The sequence below is a fragment of the Ancylobacter defluvii genome (assembly GCF_018390605.1).
In the GTDB taxonomy this organism is placed as follows: Bacteria; Pseudomonadota; Alphaproteobacteria; order Rhizobiales; family Xanthobacteraceae; genus Ancylobacter; species Ancylobacter defluvii.
In genome coordinates, this window is the sequence record NZ_JAHBGD010000024.1 from 572,415 (window position 1) to 593,789 (window position 21,375).

15 protein-coding genes and 1 pseudogene are annotated in these 21,375 nt (G+C 67.1%); 11 read left to right on the forward strand and 5 right to left on the reverse strand.

Going from position 1 to position 21,375, the window contains the following annotated elements; all coding sequences use genetic code 11:
• Positions 1-893: 893 nt before the first annotated feature.
• The 5 genes from dnaA (at position 894) to gyrB (ending at position 8,053) form a co-directional block, all read left to right on the forward strand.
• Complete coding sequence (dnaA, locus tag KHC24_RS18945) at positions 894-2,393, forward strand: chromosomal replication initiator protein DnaA (RefSeq protein ID WP_213364860.1); 1,500 nt, start codon at positions 894-896, stop codon at positions 2,391-2,393.
• A gap of 215 nt (positions 2,394-2,608) precedes the next feature.
• Positions 2,609-3,724: a DNA polymerase III subunit beta gene (dnaN, locus tag KHC24_RS18950; RefSeq protein ID WP_213364861.1), complete on the forward strand. Its 1,116-nt coding sequence runs from the start codon at positions 2,609-2,611 to the stop codon at positions 3,722-3,724.
• Positions 3,721-4,878 (forward strand): DNA replication/repair protein RecF, encoded by a 1,158-nt coding sequence (gene recF / locus KHC24_RS18955; RefSeq protein WP_213364862.1) that lies wholly within the window; start codon positions 3,721-3,723, stop codon positions 4,876-4,878. The genes dnaN and recF overlap by 4 nt, the downstream gene beginning before the upstream one ends.
• Before the next feature lie 74 nt (positions 4,879-4,952).
• On the forward strand, positions 4,953-5,567 hold the full coding sequence (locus KHC24_RS18960) for a LysE family translocator (protein WP_213364863.1): 615 nt from the start codon (positions 4,953-4,955) through the stop codon (positions 5,565-5,567).
• A 59-nt stretch (positions 5,568-5,626) separates the two neighbouring features.
• Complete coding sequence (gene gyrB / locus KHC24_RS18965; protein ID WP_213364864.1) at positions 5,627-8,053, forward strand: DNA topoisomerase (ATP-hydrolyzing) subunit B; 2,427 nt, start codon at positions 5,627-5,629, stop codon at positions 8,051-8,053.
• 439 nt (positions 8,054-8,492) lie between these two features.
• Here gyrB and KHC24_RS18970 read toward each other — a convergent pair.
• Positions 8,493-9,438 (reverse strand): annotated as a pseudogene (locus KHC24_RS18970) (IS630 family transposase).
• A 286-nt stretch (positions 9,439-9,724) separates the two neighbouring features.
• On the opposite strand from KHC24_RS18970, the gene KHC24_RS18975 reads away from it, so the two are divergent.
• The 5 genes from KHC24_RS18975 to KHC24_RS18995 all read left to right on the forward strand — a co-directional run bounded on the left by KHC24_RS18975 (position 9,725) and on the right by KHC24_RS18995 (position 13,664).
• Positions 9,725-10,141 carry a DUF6152 family protein gene (locus KHC24_RS18975; protein WP_213364865.1) on the forward strand — a complete coding sequence of 139 codons (417 nt, stop codon included), beginning with the start codon at positions 9,725-9,727 and terminating at the stop codon, positions 10,139-10,141.
• A gap of 14 nt (positions 10,142-10,155) precedes the next feature.
• A complete protein-coding gene (locus KHC24_RS18980; protein WP_213364866.1) occupies positions 10,156-10,626 on the forward strand; it encodes a DUF2214 domain-containing protein in 471 nt (156 codons plus the stop codon).
• A gap of 54 nt (positions 10,627-10,680) precedes the next feature.
• Positions 10,681-11,250, forward strand: a complete 570-nt coding sequence (locus KHC24_RS25650; RefSeq protein WP_213364867.1) for an amino acid permease — start codon at positions 10,681-10,683, stop codon at positions 11,248-11,250.
• 105 nt (positions 11,251-11,355) lie between these two features.
• The gene (locus KHC24_RS18990; protein ID WP_213364868.1) at positions 11,356-13,056 is read left to right on the forward strand and encodes a thiamine pyrophosphate-binding protein; all 1,701 of its coding nucleotides are present in this window, start codon (positions 11,356-11,358) and stop codon (positions 13,054-13,056) included.
• A gap of 140 nt (positions 13,057-13,196) precedes the next feature.
• Complete coding sequence (locus tag KHC24_RS18995; RefSeq protein WP_213364869.1) at positions 13,197-13,664, forward strand: hypothetical protein; 468 nt, start codon at positions 13,197-13,199, stop codon at positions 13,662-13,664.
• Between the two features lie 115 nt (positions 13,665-13,779).
• Here KHC24_RS18995 and KHC24_RS19000 read toward each other — a convergent pair whose 3' ends face one another.
• From KHC24_RS19000 to KHC24_RS19015, 4 genes are all read right to left on the reverse strand, one after another.
• The gene (locus KHC24_RS19000) at positions 13,780-14,229 is read right to left on the reverse strand and encodes a CVNH domain-containing protein (RefSeq protein WP_213364870.1); all 450 of its coding nucleotides are present in this window, start codon (positions 14,227-14,229) and stop codon (positions 13,780-13,782) included.
• Positions 14,230-14,404: 175 nt separating this feature from the next.
• The gene (locus KHC24_RS19005; RefSeq protein ID WP_213364871.1) at positions 14,405-14,902 is read right to left on the reverse strand and encodes a cupin domain-containing protein; all 498 of its coding nucleotides are present in this window, start codon (positions 14,900-14,902) and stop codon (positions 14,405-14,407) included.
• Positions 14,903-15,015: 113 nt separating this feature from the next.
• Positions 15,016-16,686 (reverse strand): lysine--tRNA ligase, encoded by a 1,671-nt coding sequence (locus KHC24_RS19010; RefSeq protein WP_213364872.1) that lies wholly within the window; start codon positions 16,684-16,686, stop codon positions 15,016-15,018.
• A gap of 204 nt (positions 16,687-16,890) precedes the next feature.
• Complete coding sequence (locus KHC24_RS19015) at positions 16,891-17,649, reverse strand: transporter substrate-binding domain-containing protein (RefSeq protein ID WP_271180612.1); 759 nt, start codon at positions 17,647-17,649, stop codon at positions 16,891-16,893.
• A 365-nt stretch (positions 17,650-18,014) separates the two neighbouring features.
• Between KHC24_RS19015 and KHC24_RS19020 the strand changes: the two genes are divergently transcribed.
• Positions 18,015-19,994: a glycosyltransferase gene (locus KHC24_RS19020; RefSeq protein ID WP_213364874.1), complete on the forward strand. Its 1,980-nt coding sequence runs from the start codon at positions 18,015-18,017 to the stop codon at positions 19,992-19,994.
• Positions 19,995-21,375 lie beyond the last annotated feature (1,381 nt).

A 21,375-nucleotide genomic window follows, 5' to 3' on the forward strand; every position in this document is an offset into this window, starting at 1 on the left:
GACTCCGACACGGCCCTAACGCAGCGACAATCCTGTCGCGAGATCCGGAAACCGTTAACGAGCGCACAAATATTCTGATGATAAATCAATAACTTGAATGGCACGCCCCGGACACACCATCGAATCGACCACCCCGAAGCAGTCCGATCGCGGACGATTAAAAAAAACCTGTTTCGGCCCGATTCGCGCCGGTTTCCTGAATCTTCCAGAGGAGTCAGAGATTTGCCGACTAGCAGTTCGGCGTTGCTGGCGCCAAGGCGCCGAATCGGCCGGCGGCAAGCCCGCCGAAGCCGCCAAGAGCGTTGCGCGACGGGGAGGCCCTGTGTATGTTCTCTTCATCCGGCGAGGCCGGATATCTCAGCGAAAAGTTGAGTTTTCGAACTACTCATTGCACGTGAGGAGGAGTGTCGCATGTTGTTTTCAGCATCCACCACCTCCACGTATATAGAGTACGCCGGGAATGACGGAGACCAATGTCAAACGACTTTAACTCTCCGTCGGAACTCTAGTAGCGTTCGTATATAGCGTCACCTGAAACCAATAAACGTCAACAGGGACGGCAATGCACTTGCCGCGAAGGGGCTCTTATGTTCACGCGAATGGGCGCGCTTGATATGACGCGCACAGGATCCGCCGGCCGCAGCTGCGGGCTTCGGGGAATATTCACCGACCGCGATCTGCCGAACGATATCCAGGCATCCTGTTCATCCGCGTTGCCCCCCTGTTCCGGGCCTCCGGCCTGATCCGGTGACGCCGCCGCCCTGACGGCCGCGCATTCCCGATTTGCCATCGTCACCGCCGCGTTTGTCGCGCGCCGCGTATTGCTTGACGCATGCGTGACGTGCCGCCGGCCGGTGCTTCCAATAAACCGCCCAAAAAGCAGCGGAGACTCCATGTTCAAGTCCAGCATCGTCGAGACGACCGTTTCCGATTCCGTCACCGTGCCGCCCCGCGGCAACGGGGACGCAGATGGGTTCGATGGAGATCCCCGCAACTTCTGGGACCGCGTGCGCCGCCGTCTGCGCGCCGAGATCGGGGAAGAGGTCTATCTTAGCTGGTTCGCACGGGTGGAGCTCGACGGCATCTTCGGTGAAACCGTGCGCCTTTCCGTGCCGACACGCTTCCTCAAGAACTGGATCCAGCAGCATTACATAGATCGCCTCAATGCGTTGTGGAACGAGGAGATCGCCGGTTCGCGCGTCGAGCTTTCGGTACGCACCGCGGTACTGCGCAGCCCCGGCCATGTGCCGGTGATCACCCGCGCCGAATCTTCCACGCAGCCGCGTCAGCTCGCCGAGATCAAGACGGTCACCTCCGCCCCCGCCGCCCCGGCTTCCACGCCCGATCTCGGCTCCGGGTCGCCGCTCGACGCCCGGCTCACCTTTGGCACCTATCGACTGGGCAGCTCCAACCGGCTTGCCCACGCCGCAGCGTTGAAAGTGGCGCAGGCGCCCGCCGGCGGCCCGGCGGTGTTCAATCCGCTTTATCTCCACGCCGCCGTTGGCCTCGGCAAGACGCATCTGCTGCAGGCGATCGTCGCCGCCGGCGCCGAGCGCGGCCGCCGCGTTGTCTATCTCACCGCCGAACGTTTCATGTATGGCTTCATCGCCGCGCTCAAGAGCCAATCCGCCCTCGCCTTCAAGGAGCAGGTGCGCGAGATCGACACCCTGGTGATCGACGACCTGCAATTCCTGCAGGGCAAGAGCGTGCAGCAGGAATTCTGTCACACCCTCAATTCCCTGATGGATTCCGGTCGGCAGATCGTCATTGCCGCCGACCGCCCGCCGTCGGAACTCGATGCGCTGGAAGAACGGGTGCGCTCGCGCCTCGCTGGTGGGCTGGTGGTGGAGATCGACGCGCTCGACGAGGATCTGCGGCTGGAAATCCTGGCGAGCCGCGTTGCCGCGCTCGCCCAGCAGCATCCTGGCTTCAGCGTGCCGCAGGACGTGCTGCAGTTCATCGCCCGCAATTGCGGCCAGAACGGCCGCGATCTCGACGGCGCGCTGAACCGGCTGCTCGCGCATAACCAGCTGACATCCCGTGCCATCACGCTGGAAATGGCCGAAGAAGCGGTGCGGGACCTCGTGCGCTCCTCCGAGCCCAAGCGGGTTCGCGTCGATGACATTCTGCGTATCGTCGCCAAGCACTACAACGTCACCCGGGCCGACATCCTCTCGCAGCGCCGCACCGCCAATGTGGTAAAGCCGCGCCAGATCGCGATGTATCTGGCCAAGATGCTCACCCTGCGATCGCTTCCCGAGATCGGCCGGCGCTTCGGCGGCCGCGACCACACGACCGTTCTCCATGCCGTGCGCAAGATCGAGGGGCTGGTAGGCAGCGACAGCGCGCTCGCCAGCGAGGTCGAGACGCTCAAGCGGCTGGTCAGCGAGTAGCCAAGTCAGCAGGGTCGTCGCCTGGCGGCCTTTTATCCCCACGAAATCGCCGCACTGCGGCATAGTGGGCTTGTATTGCTAAGGGTCTGGCGGCAATGTCGTCAGCCCGGCGGCGCGCCCGCGCCGCTCGCCGGGGCGCGATGTGAGGCAGCGCCCGCTTCATTCCGCGCCCTGGGAAGTCCCTCCCCTTTCCGAAAGCCACGGGTGTCGCGGCCATGAAGGTCACCGTCGAGCGGGCCGAGCTCCTCAAGTCTCTCGCCCATGTCCACCGGGTCGTCGAGCGGCGCAATACCATCCCGATCCTGGCGAACGTGCTGATGCGCACCGATGCGCGCGGCCTCGCCCTGCGCGCCACCGATCTCGACATCGAGGTGGTGGAGACAATCCCGGCCGAGGTCGGGCAGGAAGGCGCCACCACGGTGCCGGCCCACACCATCTACGAGATCGTGCGCAAGCTGCCCGAAGGGGCGCAGGTGCAGATCGAGACCTCGGGCGACCGCGGCACGCTCACCGTGCGCGCCGGCCGTTCGCGCTTCCAGCTGCAGACGCTGCCGGAAGCCGAGTTTCCGGACCTTGCCGCCGGCGAGATGAGCCATCGCTTCACCCTGCCGGCCGGCGAGCTGCGCCGCCTCGTCGACAAGACGCAGTTCGCCATCTCGACCGAAGAGACCCGCTACTATCTCAACGGCATCTATTTCCACGTCGCCGATGCCGGCGGACCGGTGCTGCGCGCGGTGGCCACCGATGGACACCGGCTTGCCCAGGCGCAGACCGAGGCCCCCGCAGGAGCAGCCGGCATGCCCGGCGTCATCGTGCCGCGCAAGGCGGTCGCCGAGATCCAGCGTCTCGCCGAGAATGGCGAGGCCGAGGTCACCGTCGAGCTCTCCACTGCCAAGATCCGCGTCTCGCTCGACCGCGTGGTGCTGACCTCGAAGCTGATCGACGGCACCTTCCCCGACTACGGTCGCGTCATTCCGCTCAACAACGACAAGACGCTGGTGGTGGAGAAGGCCGATTTTGCCGCCGCGGTCGACCGCGTCTCGACGGTGGCGAGCGAGCGCGGGAGGGCGGTGAAGCTCTCCATCGCCGATGGCAAGCTCACTCTCTCGGTCACCAATCCGGACTCCGGCAGCGCGACCGAGGAGATCGAGGTCGAATACGCCGCCGAGGCGATCGATATCGGCTTCAACAGCCGCTATCTCCTCGACATTACCGGCCAGATCGAGGGCACGACGGCGGAGCTGAAATTCGCCGATCCCGGTTCGCCGACGCTGGTGCAGGACCCCGAGCGGCGCGGTGCGCTTTATGTACTGATGCCGATGCGCGTGTGAGCCCGCCCGCCACACGCATCACCCGCCTGCGGCTGACGCAGTTCCGCAGTTATGAAGCCGCGGAACTGCGGTCCGAGGCAGACACGGTGGTGCTGCTTGGCCTCAACGGTGCCGGCAAGACCAACGTTCTCGAAGCCATTTCGCTGCTGACTCCCGGCCGTGGCCTGCGCCGCGCCGCACTCGACCAGCTTCCTTATCGCCACGACGGCGTGAAAGCGGATGGCTGGGCGGTGTCGGCGGTGCTCGCCGGCACTTATGGCGACGTGACGCTTGGTACCGGACAGGAACCCGACCCGACGGGCGAGGCACGTGCTCGCCGCTGCCGCATCGATGGCGAGCCGGTCGGCTCGGCGGCGGCCTTTGCCGATTTCGTGCGGGTGATCTGGCTGACGCCGGAGATGGATGGCCTGTTCTCCGGCCCGCCCGCCGAACGGCGGCGCTTCCTGGACCGGCTGGTGCTGGCGGTAGATGCCGAGCATGGAGCACGGGTGAACGCGCTGGAGCGGGCGCTGCGCGCGCGCAATCGCCTTCTGGAAGATACTCGCACCGATCCGCGCTATCTCGACGCCGTCGAACAGGAACTCGCGGCTCTCTCGGTCGCGGTGGCGGCCGCGCGGCTGGAAACGGTACGCCGGCTCGCCTCCGGCATCACTGCCGGACGCGATGACGGATCGGCGTTTCCCTGGGCGACGCTAGCTCTCGACGGCGCGATCGAGCGCGAACTCGCCTATCTGCCGGCGACGCAGGTAGAGGACGGCTACCGCGCCGTGCTGCGGGAAGCCCGCCCGCGCGACCGTGCCGCCGGACGGACGCTCGAGGGAGCGCATCTGTCCGACCTCATGGTCGGTCATGGCCCGAAAGCCATGCCGGCGGCGCAGGGCTCCACCGGCGAACAGAAGGCGCTGTTGATCGGCCTTATTCTCGCACATGCTCGCCTAGTGGCGGAGATGGCCGGCATGAGCCCAGTCATGCTGCTCGACGATGTCGTCGCCTATCTCGATCCGTCCCGCCGGGAAGCGCTTTTCGCGACGCTGCACGCGCTCGGCGGGCAGGTGTGGATGACCGGCGCCGACCCTGCCGCCTTCGCCGCACTGCCCCGGGACGCCGAGCGGTTTTCAGTCAGCCCCGGCCGGATCGCGTCCATTCCGGACTAATCAACTCAACACATTGAGTTGATTTAACTATTTTATCCCTTGACCTTTCGCGCGCCCGCGCGCACGAAGAGGCGATGGATTTGCTGGGATTGTTCGTCTTTGCCGCAGCGCTTGCGTTGGCTGCCGCCTCGCCGGGGCCGAGCGTGATTGCGCTGGTGGCGCGAACATTGGCGCATGGCCGCCAGGGCACGATCCCTCTCGTGGCCGGCATCATCCTCGGCGACATGGTGTGGCTGGCGGCTGCCGCGTTGGGGCTGGCGGCATTGGCGGCCACGCTCGGCTCGCTGTTTGTCGTCGTGCGACTGGCGGCGGCAATCTATCTCATATTTCTTGCCTGGAAGCTGTGGACGGCTCCTGCTCACGCCATTGCCGCCACCATGCCCAAGCCAAACGGCTCGCCTGCCGGACTGTTCCTCACCGGGCTCGGCATGACGTTGGGCAATCCCAAGGCGATGGCCTTCTATCTCGCCCTACTGCCGACAATCATCGACCTCAACCACCTGACGATGCTCGCCTTCGTTGAGATGTGCGCGATTATCGTGATGGTGCTGGCATTGGTCTTCGGGCTCTATGTCGGCCTTGCGCAACGGGCACGCGGCATGATCGGGAGTCGCCGGACGATCCGCCTGATCAATCGCGCCTGCGGCACGGCAATGGCCGGCGCGGCAGTGATGGTGGCCACGAAATAGGCGCGTGATTGCGCTACAAAGAACCTGAACGATCTCAACGATTCGAAGAGTTGATAACCATGTCCGACACCGATTCCGCTCCGTCTCCCGAAGAGTACGGCGCGCAGTCCATCCAGGTCCTCAAGGGGCTGGACGCGGTACGCAAGCGGCCGGGCATGTATATCGGCGATACCGACGACGGGTCGGGCCTCCACCATATGGTTTACGAGGTGGTGGACAACGCCATCGACGAAGCACTAGCTGGCTACGCAACAGAAGTTACCGTCACCTTGAACGCCGAAGGCTCGGTAACGGTGACGGATAACGGACGTGGCATCCCGACGGATATTCATCCCGAAGAAGGCGTTTCGGCGGCTGAAGTCATCATGACCCAGCTGCATGCCGGCGGGAAGTTCAACCAGAATTCCTACAAGGTTTCCGGCGGCTTGCACGGTGTCGGCGTCTCGGTGGTGAACGCGCTCTCGACCACTCTCGATTTGACCATATGGCGCAATGGGTTGGAACACCATATGCGCTTCCGTCATGGCGATGCCGAGGCGCCGCTGGCGGTGAAAGGTCCGGCGCCGACCGGCAAGCGCGGCACTATGGTGACCTTCGTTCCGAGCCCGGGAACCTTCACCCACATTGAATTCGACTATGCGACGCTTGAACATCGCTTGCGTGAGCTGGCGTTCCTGAATTCCGGCGTCCGCATCGTCTTGACCGACGCCCGCCACCCTGAAATCAAGCGCGAAGAGATGATGTATGAGGGCGGCGTCGAAGCCTTCGTGCAGTATCTCGATCGCTCCAAGCAGGCTCTTCTGCCGAAGCCGGTGGTGATCCGCGCCGAGAAAGACGGGATTACCGTCGAATGCGCGTTGTCGTGGAACGACAGCTATCATGAAAACGTGCTGTGCTTCACCAACAACATCCCGCAGCGCGACCGCGGCACGCATTTTACCGGGTTTGCGGCGGCACTGACCCGGCAGATCATCGGCTATTCCGAGCGCTCGGGCATCGCCAAGAAGGAAAAGGTCGATCCGACCGGCGAGGATTGCCGCGAGGGCCTCACCGCCGTGCTGTCGGTGAAGGTGCCGGACCCGAAATTCTCCTCGCAGACCAAGGACAAGCTGGTGTCGTCCGAGGTACGGCCAGTGGTCGAGACGCTGGTCAACGACGCGCTGAACAACTGGCTGGAAGAGCATCCCGCCGAGGCGAAGTCGGTGGTCGGCAAGGTGGTGGAAGCGGCGGCGGCGCGCGAGGCGGCACGCAAGGCGCGCGAGCTGACGCGCCGCAAGAACCCGCTCGACGTCGCGTCCCTTCCAGGTAAACTCGCCGATTGCCAGGAGCGCGACCCGGCAAAGTCCGAGCTGTTCATCGTCGAGGGCGACTCGGCAGGCGGCTCGGCCAAGATGGGGCGCAACAGAGCCTTCCAGGCTATTCTTCCGCTTCGTGGCAAGATCCTGAATGTCGAGCGCGCGCGCTTCGACAAGATGCTTTCGTCCGACCAGGTCGGCACGCTGATTACCGCACTCGGCACCGGCATCGGCCGCGACGACTTCAATGCCGACAAGCTGCGCTATCACAAGATCATCATCATGACGGACGCGGATGTCGACGGCTCGCATATCCGCACGCTGCTGCTGACCTTCTTCTTCCGTCAGATGCCGGAATTGCTGGATCGCGGACACATCTATATCGCCCAGCCACCGCTCTACAAAGTGACGCGCGGCAAGTCCGAGCAGTACCTGAAGGACGAGCGGTCACTGGAAGATTACCTTGTTTCCCAAGGGCTTGATGACGCCAGCCTCTCCATGGCCAGTGGCGAGGTCCGCGCCGGCGCCGACCTGCTCTCGGTGGTGGAGAGCGCCCGCGCCTTCCGCACCACGCTGCAGGGACTGCATCCGCGCTACAACCGTGCGGTGGTGGAGCAGGCGGCACTTGCCGGCGCGCTGGTGTCCGGCCTGCTGACCGACGAGGAGCCGGCAGCGAAAGTGGCGGTCGATGTCGCGCAACGCCTTGATAACATTGCCGAAGATATCGAACGCGGCTGGGTTGGCACGGCCGACGGCGCCGGGTTCCACTTCCAGCGCACGGTGCGTGGGGTGAAGGAGGTCGTCAATCTCGATGCGACCTTCCTCGGCTCGGCCGAAGCCCGCCGGCTCGACCAACTCGTTGCCAATCTCCGCGAGGTGCATGCGCAAGCGGCGACACTGAAGCGCCGGGGCACCGAGACGCTGGTGCACGGCCCGATGGACCTGTTCGACGCCGTCACCGATGCCGGCCGGAAAGGCGTGTCGCTGCAACGCTATAAGGGCCTTGGCGAGATGAATGCCGAACAGCTTTGGGAGACGACGCTCGACGTCAATGCCCGCTCGCTGCTGCAGGTGAAGGTGAAGGAAGTCGCCGATGCCGACGACCTGTTCAATCGGCTGATGGGCGATGTGGTGGAACCGCGCCGCGAGTTCATCCAAGATAACGCGCTGCGCGCCAGCGTAGACACCTAGCGTTCGCGAGCCATCGAAAAGACGTCGCGGATCACCAGACGAGAGACCCAAGTCATTCTGGCGGCACGCACCGGCGGGAGCAGTATTTTCTGCGGTTCAACCAAGATGATCGGCCATCGCCGCCATGACGCCAGCGGTATGGTGCGGTGTACGATCAGGCTGATTTTGTCCCGATGCGACCGGTGCGGTTGAATCCGGCGCGACCGGCTTCGTTCTCCGGCGGGTCTGGCTCGTTGCTGTCAGCGCCAGCGTAAGGCAGGCACGCGTCGCGGCTATTTCCTGCGGGGCGCTGCTCGCTACGGCGAGCCCACCGGCACTCCCCCGCGACACCCTGCCGGCAGCGTCGGCGGTAGTTACCCCGCGCCGCCGTCTTACCCGGATGGCACCGCGCGGGCGTCGCGCTCGCATCCGCGGCGACGGCGTCTAGAGCGGAATCCCATCAGGTTGCGTCGTAGCCGGCGGCGCTGAAGTAGTTGGCGCACTCGGCGGGCGGGAAGAGGTCGAGGATGCGGCTATGGCGTCCCAGAGTCCGTTGACGGTTCGTTCGGCGGCCTTTCTCAGCAGCGCCTTAAGCTTGGCGAAGGCGTTCTCGATTGGGTTGAAGTCGGGGCTGTAGGGCGGGAGGTAGCGCAACTCGGCGCCGACCGCCTCAATCATCTCGCGCACACGCGGCCCTTTGTGGCTGGACAGGTTGTCCATGACGACGACATCGCCGAGCCGCAGTTCCGGGACCAGCAGCTTGGCGACATAGGTCTCGAAGGCATCCCGGTTGATCGGCCCGTCCAGCACCCACGGTGCGATGAAGCCGCGAAGGGTCAGCGCGCCGACGAAGGTCGTGGTCTTCCAGTGCCCGTGCGGCACGCCCACCCGAAGCCGCTCGCCGCGCCGGCAGCGCCCGTGGCGGCGGGCCATATTGGTCGAGGCCCAGGTTTCGTCGATGAAGACCAGTCGGTCGGGATCGAGGTCGAGTTGTCCCTCGAACCATTGCTCGCGCCTTGTCAGGACGTCGGGGCGATCCTGTTCGGTCGCGTGCGCGGTCTTTTTTTGCGCGTGATGGCGTGGCGCGCGAAGAAGCGCTGGATCGTGCCGTAGCCGAAGACGAGACCCTGCTTCGCCAGGCTGGCGCGCACCTCCTCGATGGTGGCGTCTCGGCCGGGCCCAAGCGCCGCCATCACGGCCTCACGATGAGCCTCGATCCGATCCGAACGCCGGTCCCCGCCGAGCCGCCCGGGGCGCGGGTCACCCTGTTCGCGATCCCGCTTGCGCCAACGGCTGACGCTGGCGGCGCTCACGCCAAAACGCTCGGCCGCCTCCCGGTGCGGCGCACCGGCGGCAACAGCTCCAAGAACCCGAACCCGAAGATCGACCGATAGGGCTCTCGACATGCCGGCCGGCCTCCCTCCGGCAGACACTCTGAAGCACTTCGCCCCTGATTTGGGAATCCCTCTCGATTCATTCAGGTCGGGTTCCGCTCTAGCAATGCTAGCGCCTCTGCGAGAGACGGCCTCGGCTTGAGGTGCCGGCATTTCCCCGCTTACGCTGTTTCCATGGCGACGTGCCGCCCGCCCTGCATGCCATCGGCTACCGCGATTGTGAGGAGCGGGACGGTCGCCTTTCGCGGTGCTGGCGACTTAACCTGCGCTCAGGTTCCGCTGCGACAGGAGACACCTCATGTTTCGCCCGTCCACGCTTCGTGCACCCTCGCCTCGCTCGCCGCTTGCGCTCGCCGCGATCCTTGCGGTCGCGCTCGGCGCTGCCGCCGCCCCTGCCCTCGCCCATCACGGCTGGTCCTGGGCGGAGGGCGAGAAGATGACACTGACCGGCACCATCCGCGCCATCTCCATGGCACCGCCGCATCCGACATTACAGGTCGCGGCGCAGGACGGAACCGTCTGGCGGGTCGATCTCGGCAATCCGAGGCAGACCGAGAACTCCGGCTTCACCGCCGACACCGCCAAGCCGGGCGACGCGATCACCGTGCTCGGCAACCGTTCGCGCGACGCGTCGCAGGCGCATATGAAGGCGGTGCGCATCACTATCGCCGGCAAGAATTACGACATGTATCCCGAGCGCATCGGCGACGGCTGAAGCGGCGGGCACACGTGGAATTCCTCGTCGCGCTGGGAGGCTGGCCGGGAGCACGCTGGCTGCAGGGCTCGGCCACCGCCTATCTGCTGGTCAATGCCGGCCATATCCTCGGGATCGGGTTGATCCTCGGTGCCGTGCTGCCGCTCGACGCGCGGCTGCTCGGCCTCGCAGCCACCGTGCCGATGCCGATGCTGGTGCCGTTCCTGTCGCGCACCGCCGCCCTCGGCGTGGCGCTCGCCCTGCTGACCGGCCTGTGGCTGTTCACCGTGCGGCCGGCGGAATATCTCGCCAATACCGCCTTCCTGGTCAAAATCGGCCTGCTGGCGCTCGCGCTGGCCAATGTCGGCTGGCAACATGCGAGCGGCGGTTATCGCCGCGTGCTGGCCGGACTGGAGCCGACCACGGCAGTGAGGCTGCGGGCCTTCGCCTCGATGCTGCTGTGGCTCGGGACCTTGCTGGCCGGCCGCTGGATCGGGTTTCTCTAGCGCCGGCCCGATGCGCCATGCGACGGACTGCTCCGGCAGCCTTCCGGCTGCCGGGTGCTCCGCTACGGAGCGTGCAGGAGACGCGACGGCGGGGGCCTGCCCGGATGCGTCTCCATTCCGCTACGTAAGATAACGGAAAGAGAATTTCGCATCTTCGCCCCCGGCTACGATATCGGCCGGCGGTTCACCTTCTCCAACGATGCCGGCGCGGCCGGTGTCGACGTGCGGCCGGAGGTCTCGACGGGCTGGGCGTTCCTGCTCAGCCTGCTGCTGCCGATCTACGCCATAACCGGCTACGACGCCTCCGCCCACACCTCGGAGGAGACGCCCGACGCGACGCGCGCGGTGCCGCGCGGCATGCTGATGTCGCTCGTGTGGTCCGGGGTGCTCGGCAGTGCGATGCCGCGCGCCACCATCTTCCTGTTCTTCTCCTTCGGGCGGTGTGGCTGGCTTTCGAGCAGCGGCGCTTCAAGGGGCCGCCAATCGGCGAAGGACACGCCCGCCGGCAGGCGGCGATCCGCGCCGCCGAAAAGGCGGTCGGCGAGGCCGGCTGAGCGCTGCCCACCGCGAGGCAAGGGAATCGCGACCGCCCCGGCCAGCGATTTTCGCCGGTGCGGCAGGTGATTTTGGGCCTGCACGGCAGGCATTAGCGGGTTAGATTGCCGCCGGATCGGCCCCTCGCCGGTCCGGCTTCAACCGCGCGCTGTTTGCGCCAATCCGCGTGACCCGATGACGTCGTTCCCGACCCGACCGCTTCCCCCTGCCCGCTCCGGTGCCCGCCTCCTCGTCGACGCGCTCCTCGGCCATGGCGTCATCCGCGCCTTCGGCGTGCCGGGCGAAAGCTATCTCGACGTGCTCGACGCCATGTCCGACACCGAGATCGACTTCGTGGTGTGCCGCCACGAGGGCGGCGCGGCGATGATGGCGGAGGCCTCGGCCAAGCTGACCGGGCGGCCGGGCATCTGCTTCGTCACCCGCGGGCCGGGTGCCACCAATGCCAGCGCCGGCGTGCACGTCGCCCAGCAGGATTCGACGCCGATGATCCTGTTTGTCGGCCAGATCGGCCGGGCGATGCGCGGGCGCGAGGCGTTCCAGGAAGTCGACTACCGCGCGGTGTTCGGCACGCTGGCCAAATGGGCGGTGGAGATCGACGACGCCGCTCGCATTCCCGAGATCCTCGCCCGCGCCTTCCGGGTGGCGACGCAGGGCCGGCCCGGCCCGGTGGTGATCGCGCTGCCGGAGGACATGCTGGCCGACATTGTCGATGTACCGGACGCCCCCGCTTTCGAGCCGGCCGAGACCTGGCCCGGCCTCACCGACATGATGCGGCTGCAAAAGCTGCTGTGGAACGCCGAGCGGCCGCTGCTGATGCTCGGCGGCAGCCGCTGGAACGAGAAGGCGGTGGCGGCGGTGAAGCGCTTCGCCGAGCGCTTCGACCTGCCGGTCTGCGTCAGCTTCCGCCGCCAGATGCTGTTTCCCGCCGACCATGCCTGCTATGCCGGCGATGTCGGGCTCGGCATCAACCCGAAGCTGGTCAAGCGGCTGAAGGCGGCCGACCTCGTCATCCTCGCCGGCGGCCGGCTCGGCGAGGTGCCGTCGCAGGGCTATTCGCTGTTCGGTATCCCCGATCCCGGCGTCGATATCGTGCATGTCCATGCCGACCCGGACGAGATCGGCCGGGTGTTCCAGCCCGCTCTCGCCATCAATGCCTCACCGCAGGCCTTCGCGGCGGCACTGGAGGGCGTGCAGCCGCCGCAGACGCTTCGCTGGAGCGACTGGCGGCAGGAAGCGCGGGCCGACTACCGCGCCTGGAGCGACCAGCCGCCAGCCAATCCCGGCCCGGTGCAGATGGCGACGCTGGTGCACTGGCTCAGGTCGCTGCCGGCCGACACCGCGATCTGCAACGGCGCCGGCAATTTCGCTACCTGGGTGCATCGCTTCCACCATTTCCGCGCCTATGGCAGCCAGTTGGCGCCGACCTCCGGCTCGATGGGCTATGGCTTCCCAGCGGCGATCGCCGCCCGGCGGGTGCATCCCGAGCGACTGGCGGTGGCGGTGTGCGGCGACGGCGACTTCCTGATGACCGGGCAGGAGCTCGCCACCGCCGTGCAGCACAAGATCCCGGTGCTGGTGGTGGTGATCGACAACGGCATGTACGGCACCATCCGCATGCACCAGGAGCGCGAATTCCCGACGCGGGTGTTCGGCACCTCGCTGGTGAACCCGGACTTTGCCGCCTATGCGCACGCCTTCGGCGCGTTCGGCGCGCGGGTGGAGCGCGACGAGGACTTCGTGCCGGCGCTCGACGCCGCGCTTGCCTCGGGCAAGCCGGCGGTGGTGCATGTGCGGCTCGACCCGGAGGCGATCACCCCGACGACGACGCTCAGCGCGCTTCGCGAGAAATCGCTCGGCGACCGTTCGGTGAGTTGAAGCCGTTCTCCCCGCGCCAAGGTCCCGCAGAAGTCGGATGACTTTTGCGCCGGCAATCGATTCCAGCGTTGTGAAATCAGAGCCCGTTCGTGCCGATCCGGCGATTCTGCCGGACCGGCGGGCTCCAGTCCGGTGATGCCATGTCCCGCCTTCGCCTTCTCGGCCTCGTATTGCCGCTCCTCGCCCTCGGATCGGCGTCGGCGCGGGCTGAGCCGGTCTGGTACGGCGCCCAGCAGGGCGAGACCGTGCATCTGGTGCTCGGCGAGCCGGCGACCGGCAAGCGGGTGCTCGACATCGCCTGCCTGCCGGGCAGCGGCACGCTCACGGTGCGCTCATTGATCGGCTCGAACGGGCTGCTGCCCGGCGAGGCCGCCGAGGTGATGCTGGAGAATAATCGCGCCCGCGTCGCCTTCCCCGGCAAGGCGGTGGCCAATGAGGAAAGCGGCGGCATCGATGTCGAGGGGCACGGCCCGCTCGCCGGGCTGGCCGCCATCGTGAAGACCAACCGCCCCTTCGTGATGGCGGTGAAGGGCGCCCGCTTCATCATGAGCCAGGCCGGCATGGCCGAGCCCTATGCGGCGCTGCTCGCCGCCTGCGGCAAGAGCTGACCGCGAACGCGCCTAGAGCAATTTCCGCAAAAGTGCGCCGCGGTTTTGCGGAAAGAATTGCGTAGAAACAAAGAGCTAGAGCTTTTCCGCTGAACCGGATTTCACCGAAAACGCTCTAGCGGCAGGTGAGACGCCCATCGACATTGGCGATGTCGCGGCCGGTGCACCAGCTGGCCGCAGTGGTGGCGTCGACCCAGCGGCCCTTCATGTCCTGACAGGTCGCCTTGAGCCAGCCGGCCGACATGCGCACATCGCGGCAGGTGCCCATATAGGAGCCCTGCGGCGGTCGCTCGCTGCCGAAGCTCGACGCGCCAGCCTTGCAGACGAGGCGGCCATCCTCGTTGGAGATGTCGTTGCCCGGCGCGCACCAGGAGATCGCCATATTGGCCTCGACCCAGCGGCCCGAACGATCGCGGCACGAGGCGCGCAGCCAGCCGGCAACGTTGCGAATGTCCTGACAGGACTGCTGGTAGCTGCCGGGCGGCACCGACTGGGCCATCACCGGAGCGGCGGCAAGTCCGAGAAGCACGCCGGAAAGCGCGGCAGCTTCCAGAAGTCGCGGCATATGTCTCCTCCCAAGCGATCAACACACCAAGCTAGTGCCCCGCATCGACGGGCGGCAAGGCGGGCAAGCGCCGCCGTGGCAGGTTCTCCACGGCGGGATACGATCCGCACGACGTCCTTCGACGCGGCGCAGGCGGCCGACGCAACCCGCGTGAGATACACGCCCGCTGAGCGCCTCACAGCGCCTTGTGGATCGGGTCGACCCAATAGACCGCCTCCGGCTTCTCCACCGGGTCGACATCGGTGATGTTCACCACCACCGCCTCATTGTCCGAGCGCACCAGCACGCATTCCAAAGGCTGGTTCGGGTCGGCGTTGATCTCCTGATGCGGCACATAGGGCGGCACGAAAATGAAGTCGCCCGGCCCGGCCTCTGCGACATATTCCAGCCGCTCGCCCCAGCGCATGCGGGCGCGGCCGCGCACGACATAGATGACGCTCTCCAGCGCACCGTGATGATGCACGCCGGTCTTGGCGTCGGGCTGGATGGTCACCGTGCCGGCCCAGATCTTCTGCGCGCCGACGCGGGCATGGTTGATGGCCGCCTGACGGAACATGCCCGGAGTCTGGGCGGTGTTGGAATCAAGCCGGTCGCCTTTGATGACGCACACGCCATCATGCTTCCAGCGCTCGGCTTCAGAATGTTCGTGATCGTGCGAGTGATCGTGGCCCACGGAGTCCCCCCTGATTTTGCCGGAAGACTAGGACGTGGGCGCCGGGCGCGAAAGCCACGTCGTGGCGGAAACGGCCCGCCGCGACGAAGGTTCAGGAAATCAGGCCGCGTCGTTTACGCCGCACCCTTGGCGAGTTCGCCGGACAGCGCGCGGGCGATCAGCGCCCGCGTCTCCGGGATGCCGTAGGCGGCGACGAAGGTGCCGAAACGCGGCCCTTCCTTCTCGCCGAGCAGCAGTTCGTACAGCGCGCTGAACCAGGCGAAGGAGACGCCCGGCCCGCCATCCGGCCCCTTGCGCTTCGCATCCTGATAGCGCGGCACCGGGCGGGCGACATCGAGCACCGCGTTCTGGATGGCGTCACGGGCATCGGGAGAATCCTGGCCGTCGAGCGGCGCGAGCGCGGCATCGAGACGGGCGAGCGCATCGGCCTCCACCTCGTCCGGCAGGCGGAAGGCACGGCGCGGCTTCACCCGATCGATGAAGTAGCGCACCGCGTAGCCGGCCAGCTGGTCCATATGCGGGTGGGTTTGTGCCGTCACGCCCGGCGCATAGCGGCCGATGAAGCGCCACAGCACGCCCTTGTCCTCGGCGTTGGAGGCCGAGGCGAGCTTCAGCAGCAGGCCGAACGAGACCGGCAGATCGAGAACCGGCGGGTTGCCGGAATGGATGTGCCACACCGGGTTGCCGAGCCGGTTCTTCCAGTCCTGCGACGGGTAGCGGGCGAGGAAGCTGTAATATTCGTCGACCGCCTTGGGGATGACGTCGAAATGCAGCTTCTTCGCCGAGCGCGGCGACTGGAACATATAGAGCGCCAGGCTCTCCGGGCTGGCATAGGTCAGCCACTCGTCGATGGACAGGCCATTGCCCTTGGACTTGGAGATCTTCTGGCCGATTTCGTCGAGGAACAGCTCATAGACAAAATGCTCCGGCGCCACGCCGTCGAGGATCTCGCAGATGCGATCATAGATCGGCGCGTTGGTCTGGTGGTCCTTGCCGAACATTTCGAAATCGACGTCGAGCGCCGCCCAGCGGGCGCCGAAATCCGGCTTCCACTGCAGCTTCACCTGGCCGCCGGTGACCGGAACGGTCTTATCCACCCCGTCCTCGTCGGTGAAGGTGATGGTGCCGGCCTTGGCATCCACCGCCTTCAGCGGCACGTAGAGCACGCGGCCCGAAATCGGCGAGATCGGCAGGAACGGCGAATAGGTCGCCTGCCGCTCCTCGCCCAGCGTCGGCAGCATCACTTCCATGATGGCCTCGTACTTCTCCGCCGCCTTGAGCAGCACGGCGTCGAGCTTGCCGGCCTTGTAGTAGTCGGTGGCGCTGGCGAACTCGTAATCGAAGCCGAAAGTGTCGAGGAAGCGCCGCAGCATGGCGTTGTTATGCGCGCCGAAGCTGGGATAGCCGCCGCCGAACGGGTCCGGCACCACGGTGAGCGGCATTTGCAGATAGGGCTTCAGCGCAGCGGGATCCGGCACATTGTCCGGGATCTTGCGCATGCCGTCCATGTCGTCCGAGAAGCACAGCAGCCGCGTCGGGATCTCGCCGCCGGTCAGCACATGGAAGGCGTGGCGCACCATGGTGGTGCGCGCCACCTCGCCGAAGGTGCCGATATGCGGCAGTCCCGAGGGGCCGTAGCCGGTCTCGAACAGCACCTCGGCTTTCGGTTTCCGCTTCAGACGCTCGACGATCTTGCGGGCTTCCTCGAACGGCCAGGCGCCGGCGGTCTGCGCCAGCTCCCGCAGTTCGGTTGCAACATCCTCGACCTGAGCGGTCGCCGTCATGATGGGTCTCTCCCGACCTTGAAGAATGGGCGCGGACACTAGGCAGTCGCACCCGCAGCGTCAATCGATGCGGCACTGCGAAAACATCGCCCTTGTGCTTATGTTCACTTTATGTTCTCATCATGTCAAGCGATGGGGGCGAAGGTGGCGTTTCTGGTGATGCTGGCATTGTGGGCGATGCGTATCCGGCGAGCCCCGGCGGCCTCAATAGACGCCGATGGGGAACCAGCGCAGATAGAGATCGACATAGGCGCCGTTCTCCCAGATCTGCGCCAGCGCATAATTGAGCGACTGGCGCAGCGCATCGTCGCCGCGCCGGACCGCGATGCCCATGCCCTCGCCGAAATACAGGCTCTCGGTGAACGGCCCGCCGGCAAAGGCGCAGCATCCTTCGGACGACGAGCCGTTGAGCCAGAAGGCCAGCTGCACGCCGTCGCCAAAGACGAGGTCGACCTCGCCCTTGCGCAGCGCGGCGCGGGCGTCCTCCGGCGTCGGGAAGGAGCGGATGGCAACCTCGGCGAAGAAATCGCGCAGATAGGCCTCATGGGCGGTGCCGGCGACGACGCCGACGGTTTCCGACGCCACGAGATCCGGCGTGACCGCCGGCATGACATCCGGCTTGCGGGCGACGAAACGGGCCGGCGAGCGGAAATAGCGGTCGGAGAAATCCACCGCCTCGCGGCTCGCCGACGATATCGCCAGCCCGGCAATGGCGGCATCCGCCTTGCCGGCGGCAAGCGCCTCTGTCAACGCCTCGAACGGTACCACCTCCAGCGAGCAGGTGATGGCGAGCTCCGAGCAAATGGCGCGGGCGATGTCGATGTTGAAACCGGTCGGGCGGCCGTCCTCGCCACGGAAACTGAAGGGCGGGTAGTCCTCGGTGGTGACAAAGCGGATCTGCGCCGGCACGCGGGTGACGTCCGGCTTTTCCGGTCGGCGCTTCGGGTCCCAGAAGCCGGGCACCGCAACCTCGACCGCCGCCCCAGAGGAAGCCGCCCGGCCCGCATCGGATGCGGAAGGCGGGGGCGTGGAGGGTCGGGCCGCGGAGGGCTGCTGCGCTGCCGCGGGCGGCGGTGGAACCATGAGGCCACCGGCGACGAGAAGCGCGGCAGCAAGGCCACAGAAGATGGATTTCGTCGTCGCGTACCGCACCTGGCGCCTCGATCACGCTTCGGCCGATTGCAGGCCGGCCTCGATCTTGTAGCGTCTCCGTGGGGCGAGGGCGAGGGGCGTACGGCGTGAGCGGGGACGCGGCGGCGAGGCAGACGGCGGATCGTGCGGCGAACGCCGCGGTCGATGTCGTTTCATATCCTGCCGCAGGTTTTGGCATGAATGCTGTCGCCGATGGCGTGGATGCCTCCGGAGATGCCGCGGCGACTTTTGCCGCACGGCACGGGGCGTCGTCGCCTGAGGCGGTGCCGCACGAGGCGGCAACGGACTTGCCGGTCGAGATCGCCGGGCTGGCGGGGCGGCTGCCGGACCGTCTTTTGGTCGCGGCCCGCGAACGAGCGGCGCGGCTCGGCATCGGCGCCGACGAGGTGCTGCTCGCCGAATCGGCCGCCACGCCGGATCTTCTCCTCGCCGCCGCCGCGACACGCCTCGACATCACGGTGGAGCCGCTCGACGGGACGGCGCCTGTCGCCGTGCCCCCGCCCGAGGCGCTGCGGGGCCTGATGCGCAGCGGCCTCATGCGCCAGCCGGACGGCAGCATCGTCGCCGCCGCGCGCGGGCTGCGGCTGCGCCGGATCGCCGCGACGCTGGAAGCGACACCGATGCTGCACGCTCGCCTGCGGCTGACAACGCCGGAACGGCTGGCGCAGCATGTGCGACGGCACTTCACCGAGCCGCTCGGCCAGCTCGCCGCCTTCGCCCTGCGCGATGAGAAGCCGGACCAGAGCGCGGCGACGCTCGGCATCTCGCGCTATCTTATGGTGCTTGGCGCGCTCATCTGCGTGGCGCTGGCCGGCCTGGCGCTGGTGTCGCCCGCCCTGCTGCTCATCGGCCCGGTGCTGCTGGTGTCGCTGGTGCTGCTCGGCTGGTCGTGCCTGCGACTCGTCGCCTCGACCATGACGCCGGAACCCGAGCCGCTGCCGCCGCGTGACGATGCCGGCCTGCCGGCCTACAGCCTCCTCGTGCCGCTCTATCGCGAGGCGCGGGTGGTGCCGCAGCTGATCGAGGCGCTCGCCGCGCTCGACTATCCGCGCGAGAAACTGCAGGTGCTGCTCGTCATCGAGCCCAACGACGGCGAGACCGCGGCGGCGCTGGCACGCCACGCCAACCGCCCCGGCTTCGACATCCTCACCGCGCCCGATACCGGCCCGCGCACCAAGCCGAAGGCCCTGAACGCCGCCCTGCCCTTCGCGCGCGGCGCCATTGTCGGCATCTACGACGCCGAGGACATGCCGGACCCGCAGCAGTTGCGCCGCGCCTGCGCCGCCTTCGCCGCGCCGGGCAACCGGCGGGTCGGCTGCGTGCAGGCGCGGCTCGCCATCGACAATGTCGCCGACAGCTGGATCACCCGCCAGTTCGCGGCGGAATATGCCGCGCATTTCGACGTGGTGCTGCCGCTGCTCGCCAGCGCGCGCCTACCGTTGCCGCTCGGCGGCACCTCCAACCATTTCCGCCGCGCCGCGCTCGACCGGGTGGGCGCCTGGGATCCGTTCAACGTCGCCGAGGACGCCGATCTCGGGGTGCGGCTGGCCCGCGGGGGCTGGCGCACGCTGATCATCGCCTCCACCACCGACGAGGAGGCGCCCCGCACCGCCGGCGCCTGGCTGCGCCAGCGCACCCGCTGGTACAAGGGATGGATGCAGACGCTGCTGGTGCACGGGCGGGCGCCGCGGCGGCTGATCGGCGAGATCGGCTGGAGCGGTATGCTGAGTTTCCTGTTCCTGCTCGGCGGCGGCCTGGTCTCGGCGCTGATGCACCCGGTCTTCGCGCTCGCTCTGGCGCTGCGCTGGAGTTTCGGCGGCGATGTCGGCGCCTCGCCCGCCAGCCTGCTGCTCGACGGCCTCGGCATCCTCGTGCTGCTGACCGGCTACGGCGCCACGGTGTTCTGCACCATTATCGGCATGCGCCACCGCCGTCTCACCGGGCTGTGGCGGGTGCTGCCGCTGATCCCGCTCTACTGGCTTATGCTGTCGGCCGCCGGCTGGCGGGCGCTGTTCCAGCTGATCGCCGCCCCGCAGCGCTGGGAGAAGACCGAGCACGGGCTCGCCCGCACCTCGCGCCGGCGGCCGGTGCGCCTGCGGCTTCGGCCGGCGCGAAATGGAGCGGCAAGACGGCGACCGATGATCAAGCCGGGATGAAAAGCGTAGGTCTCCGCTTCGCCTTGCCCCCGAGGCGGCGTGCGTGCGGGGAAGTGCCGGTCCGGGCGCGCAGAACGCACGGCGCAATCGCCCGTACCCGGGGAAACAGCCTGCGCGCCAGCGGATCCGGCGGGCCTGCGGCTCAGGGGCGTGCGGCTCAGGCGAGCGGGCGCCGGATGGCGAGGGTGGCAACCACCTTTTGGGGGATGACGGGCGAACGAGCCGTCTACGCACGGCGGGAACGGGTGGCGAGAGCGGATCGGGGATGAATGCGTCTTCGCTGCCGCGCTCCCGGAAAGCGATGGACGGGCATGCTGTAGATGATTGCCGCGGAACCCCTGCCGGGCTCGCCTACCTGGCGCCGGCAACCCGTGCGCCTGCGGCTCTGGCAGGCGCGGACAGGGCAGCGACGGGCAGCTAGGGAAGGCAATCGACGGGCGGGGTTGCATGAACAAGTCTTCGCCGTTCCTCCCTCCGAGGAAGCAGATTTGCGGACGGCCCGTCTCCGCCTTGGGGAATGCACGCTGGACGTATCCTCATCTCGGAGCGGCAAGCCCGGTGCGTCGGCGATTCACGCCGGCGCGAGCCAGACCAGCGGCCAGGATAGCCACAGCGAATCGGGGCGGGATGACGGGGAAAGGTCTCTCCCGTCTTGTGCTCCCGGCTGGCGGATACGTCGTGTCACTGCTTCCTATCTCGGGGACGACGCAGCCGGTCACGTGTCCCTCGCGCGCCTAGCTATTCGATCCCGGGGTATGATGGAACCAGGAAGACTGATTGCTTACTCCGCAGCTCGTCGCGAAGACGACCGCCCGCGAGGCCGCGGCTTTCCCGAGCCACTAATGGCGGCGGTACCCCATGGGATCCACGCCGCTCTCACCGGCAACGGCATCCAGTTCGCCGACCTGACAAAGAACGGCGAGGGGCTCGACCGCCAGATGGCGTGGCCATCCCTTCGATCGCGCCTGTCGACGCCACGACATCGAGCATCGCCTGACCAAGCCCAATTACCTATGGACCGACGGACTGGTGGAGCGGATGAACCGCCCCCCACGGAAGCCATCGTCCGGCGATATCATGACGACACCCACCGATAGCTCCGGACCATTCTCGCCGCGTTCCTCGACGCCGACTACTTCGCTCGGCACGCCTGAAGACCTGGCGCGGCCTCCCCCTACGAAGCCATCTGCAAGGCATGGGCTGCCGAGCCCGAAGGCTTCAGGTTCGCCCCCTCCACTTCACCTCAGGACTGAAAACCTAGCCGATGCGCCTCTGGTGCAAGCGAGCTGCACCGGCGGGCGGCGACCGACGCGCCTGCAACGGCGGGACGGGACGGATGGATCGCGGCGGCCTCATGCCCTCGGAGAGCGAAGCGCACGGA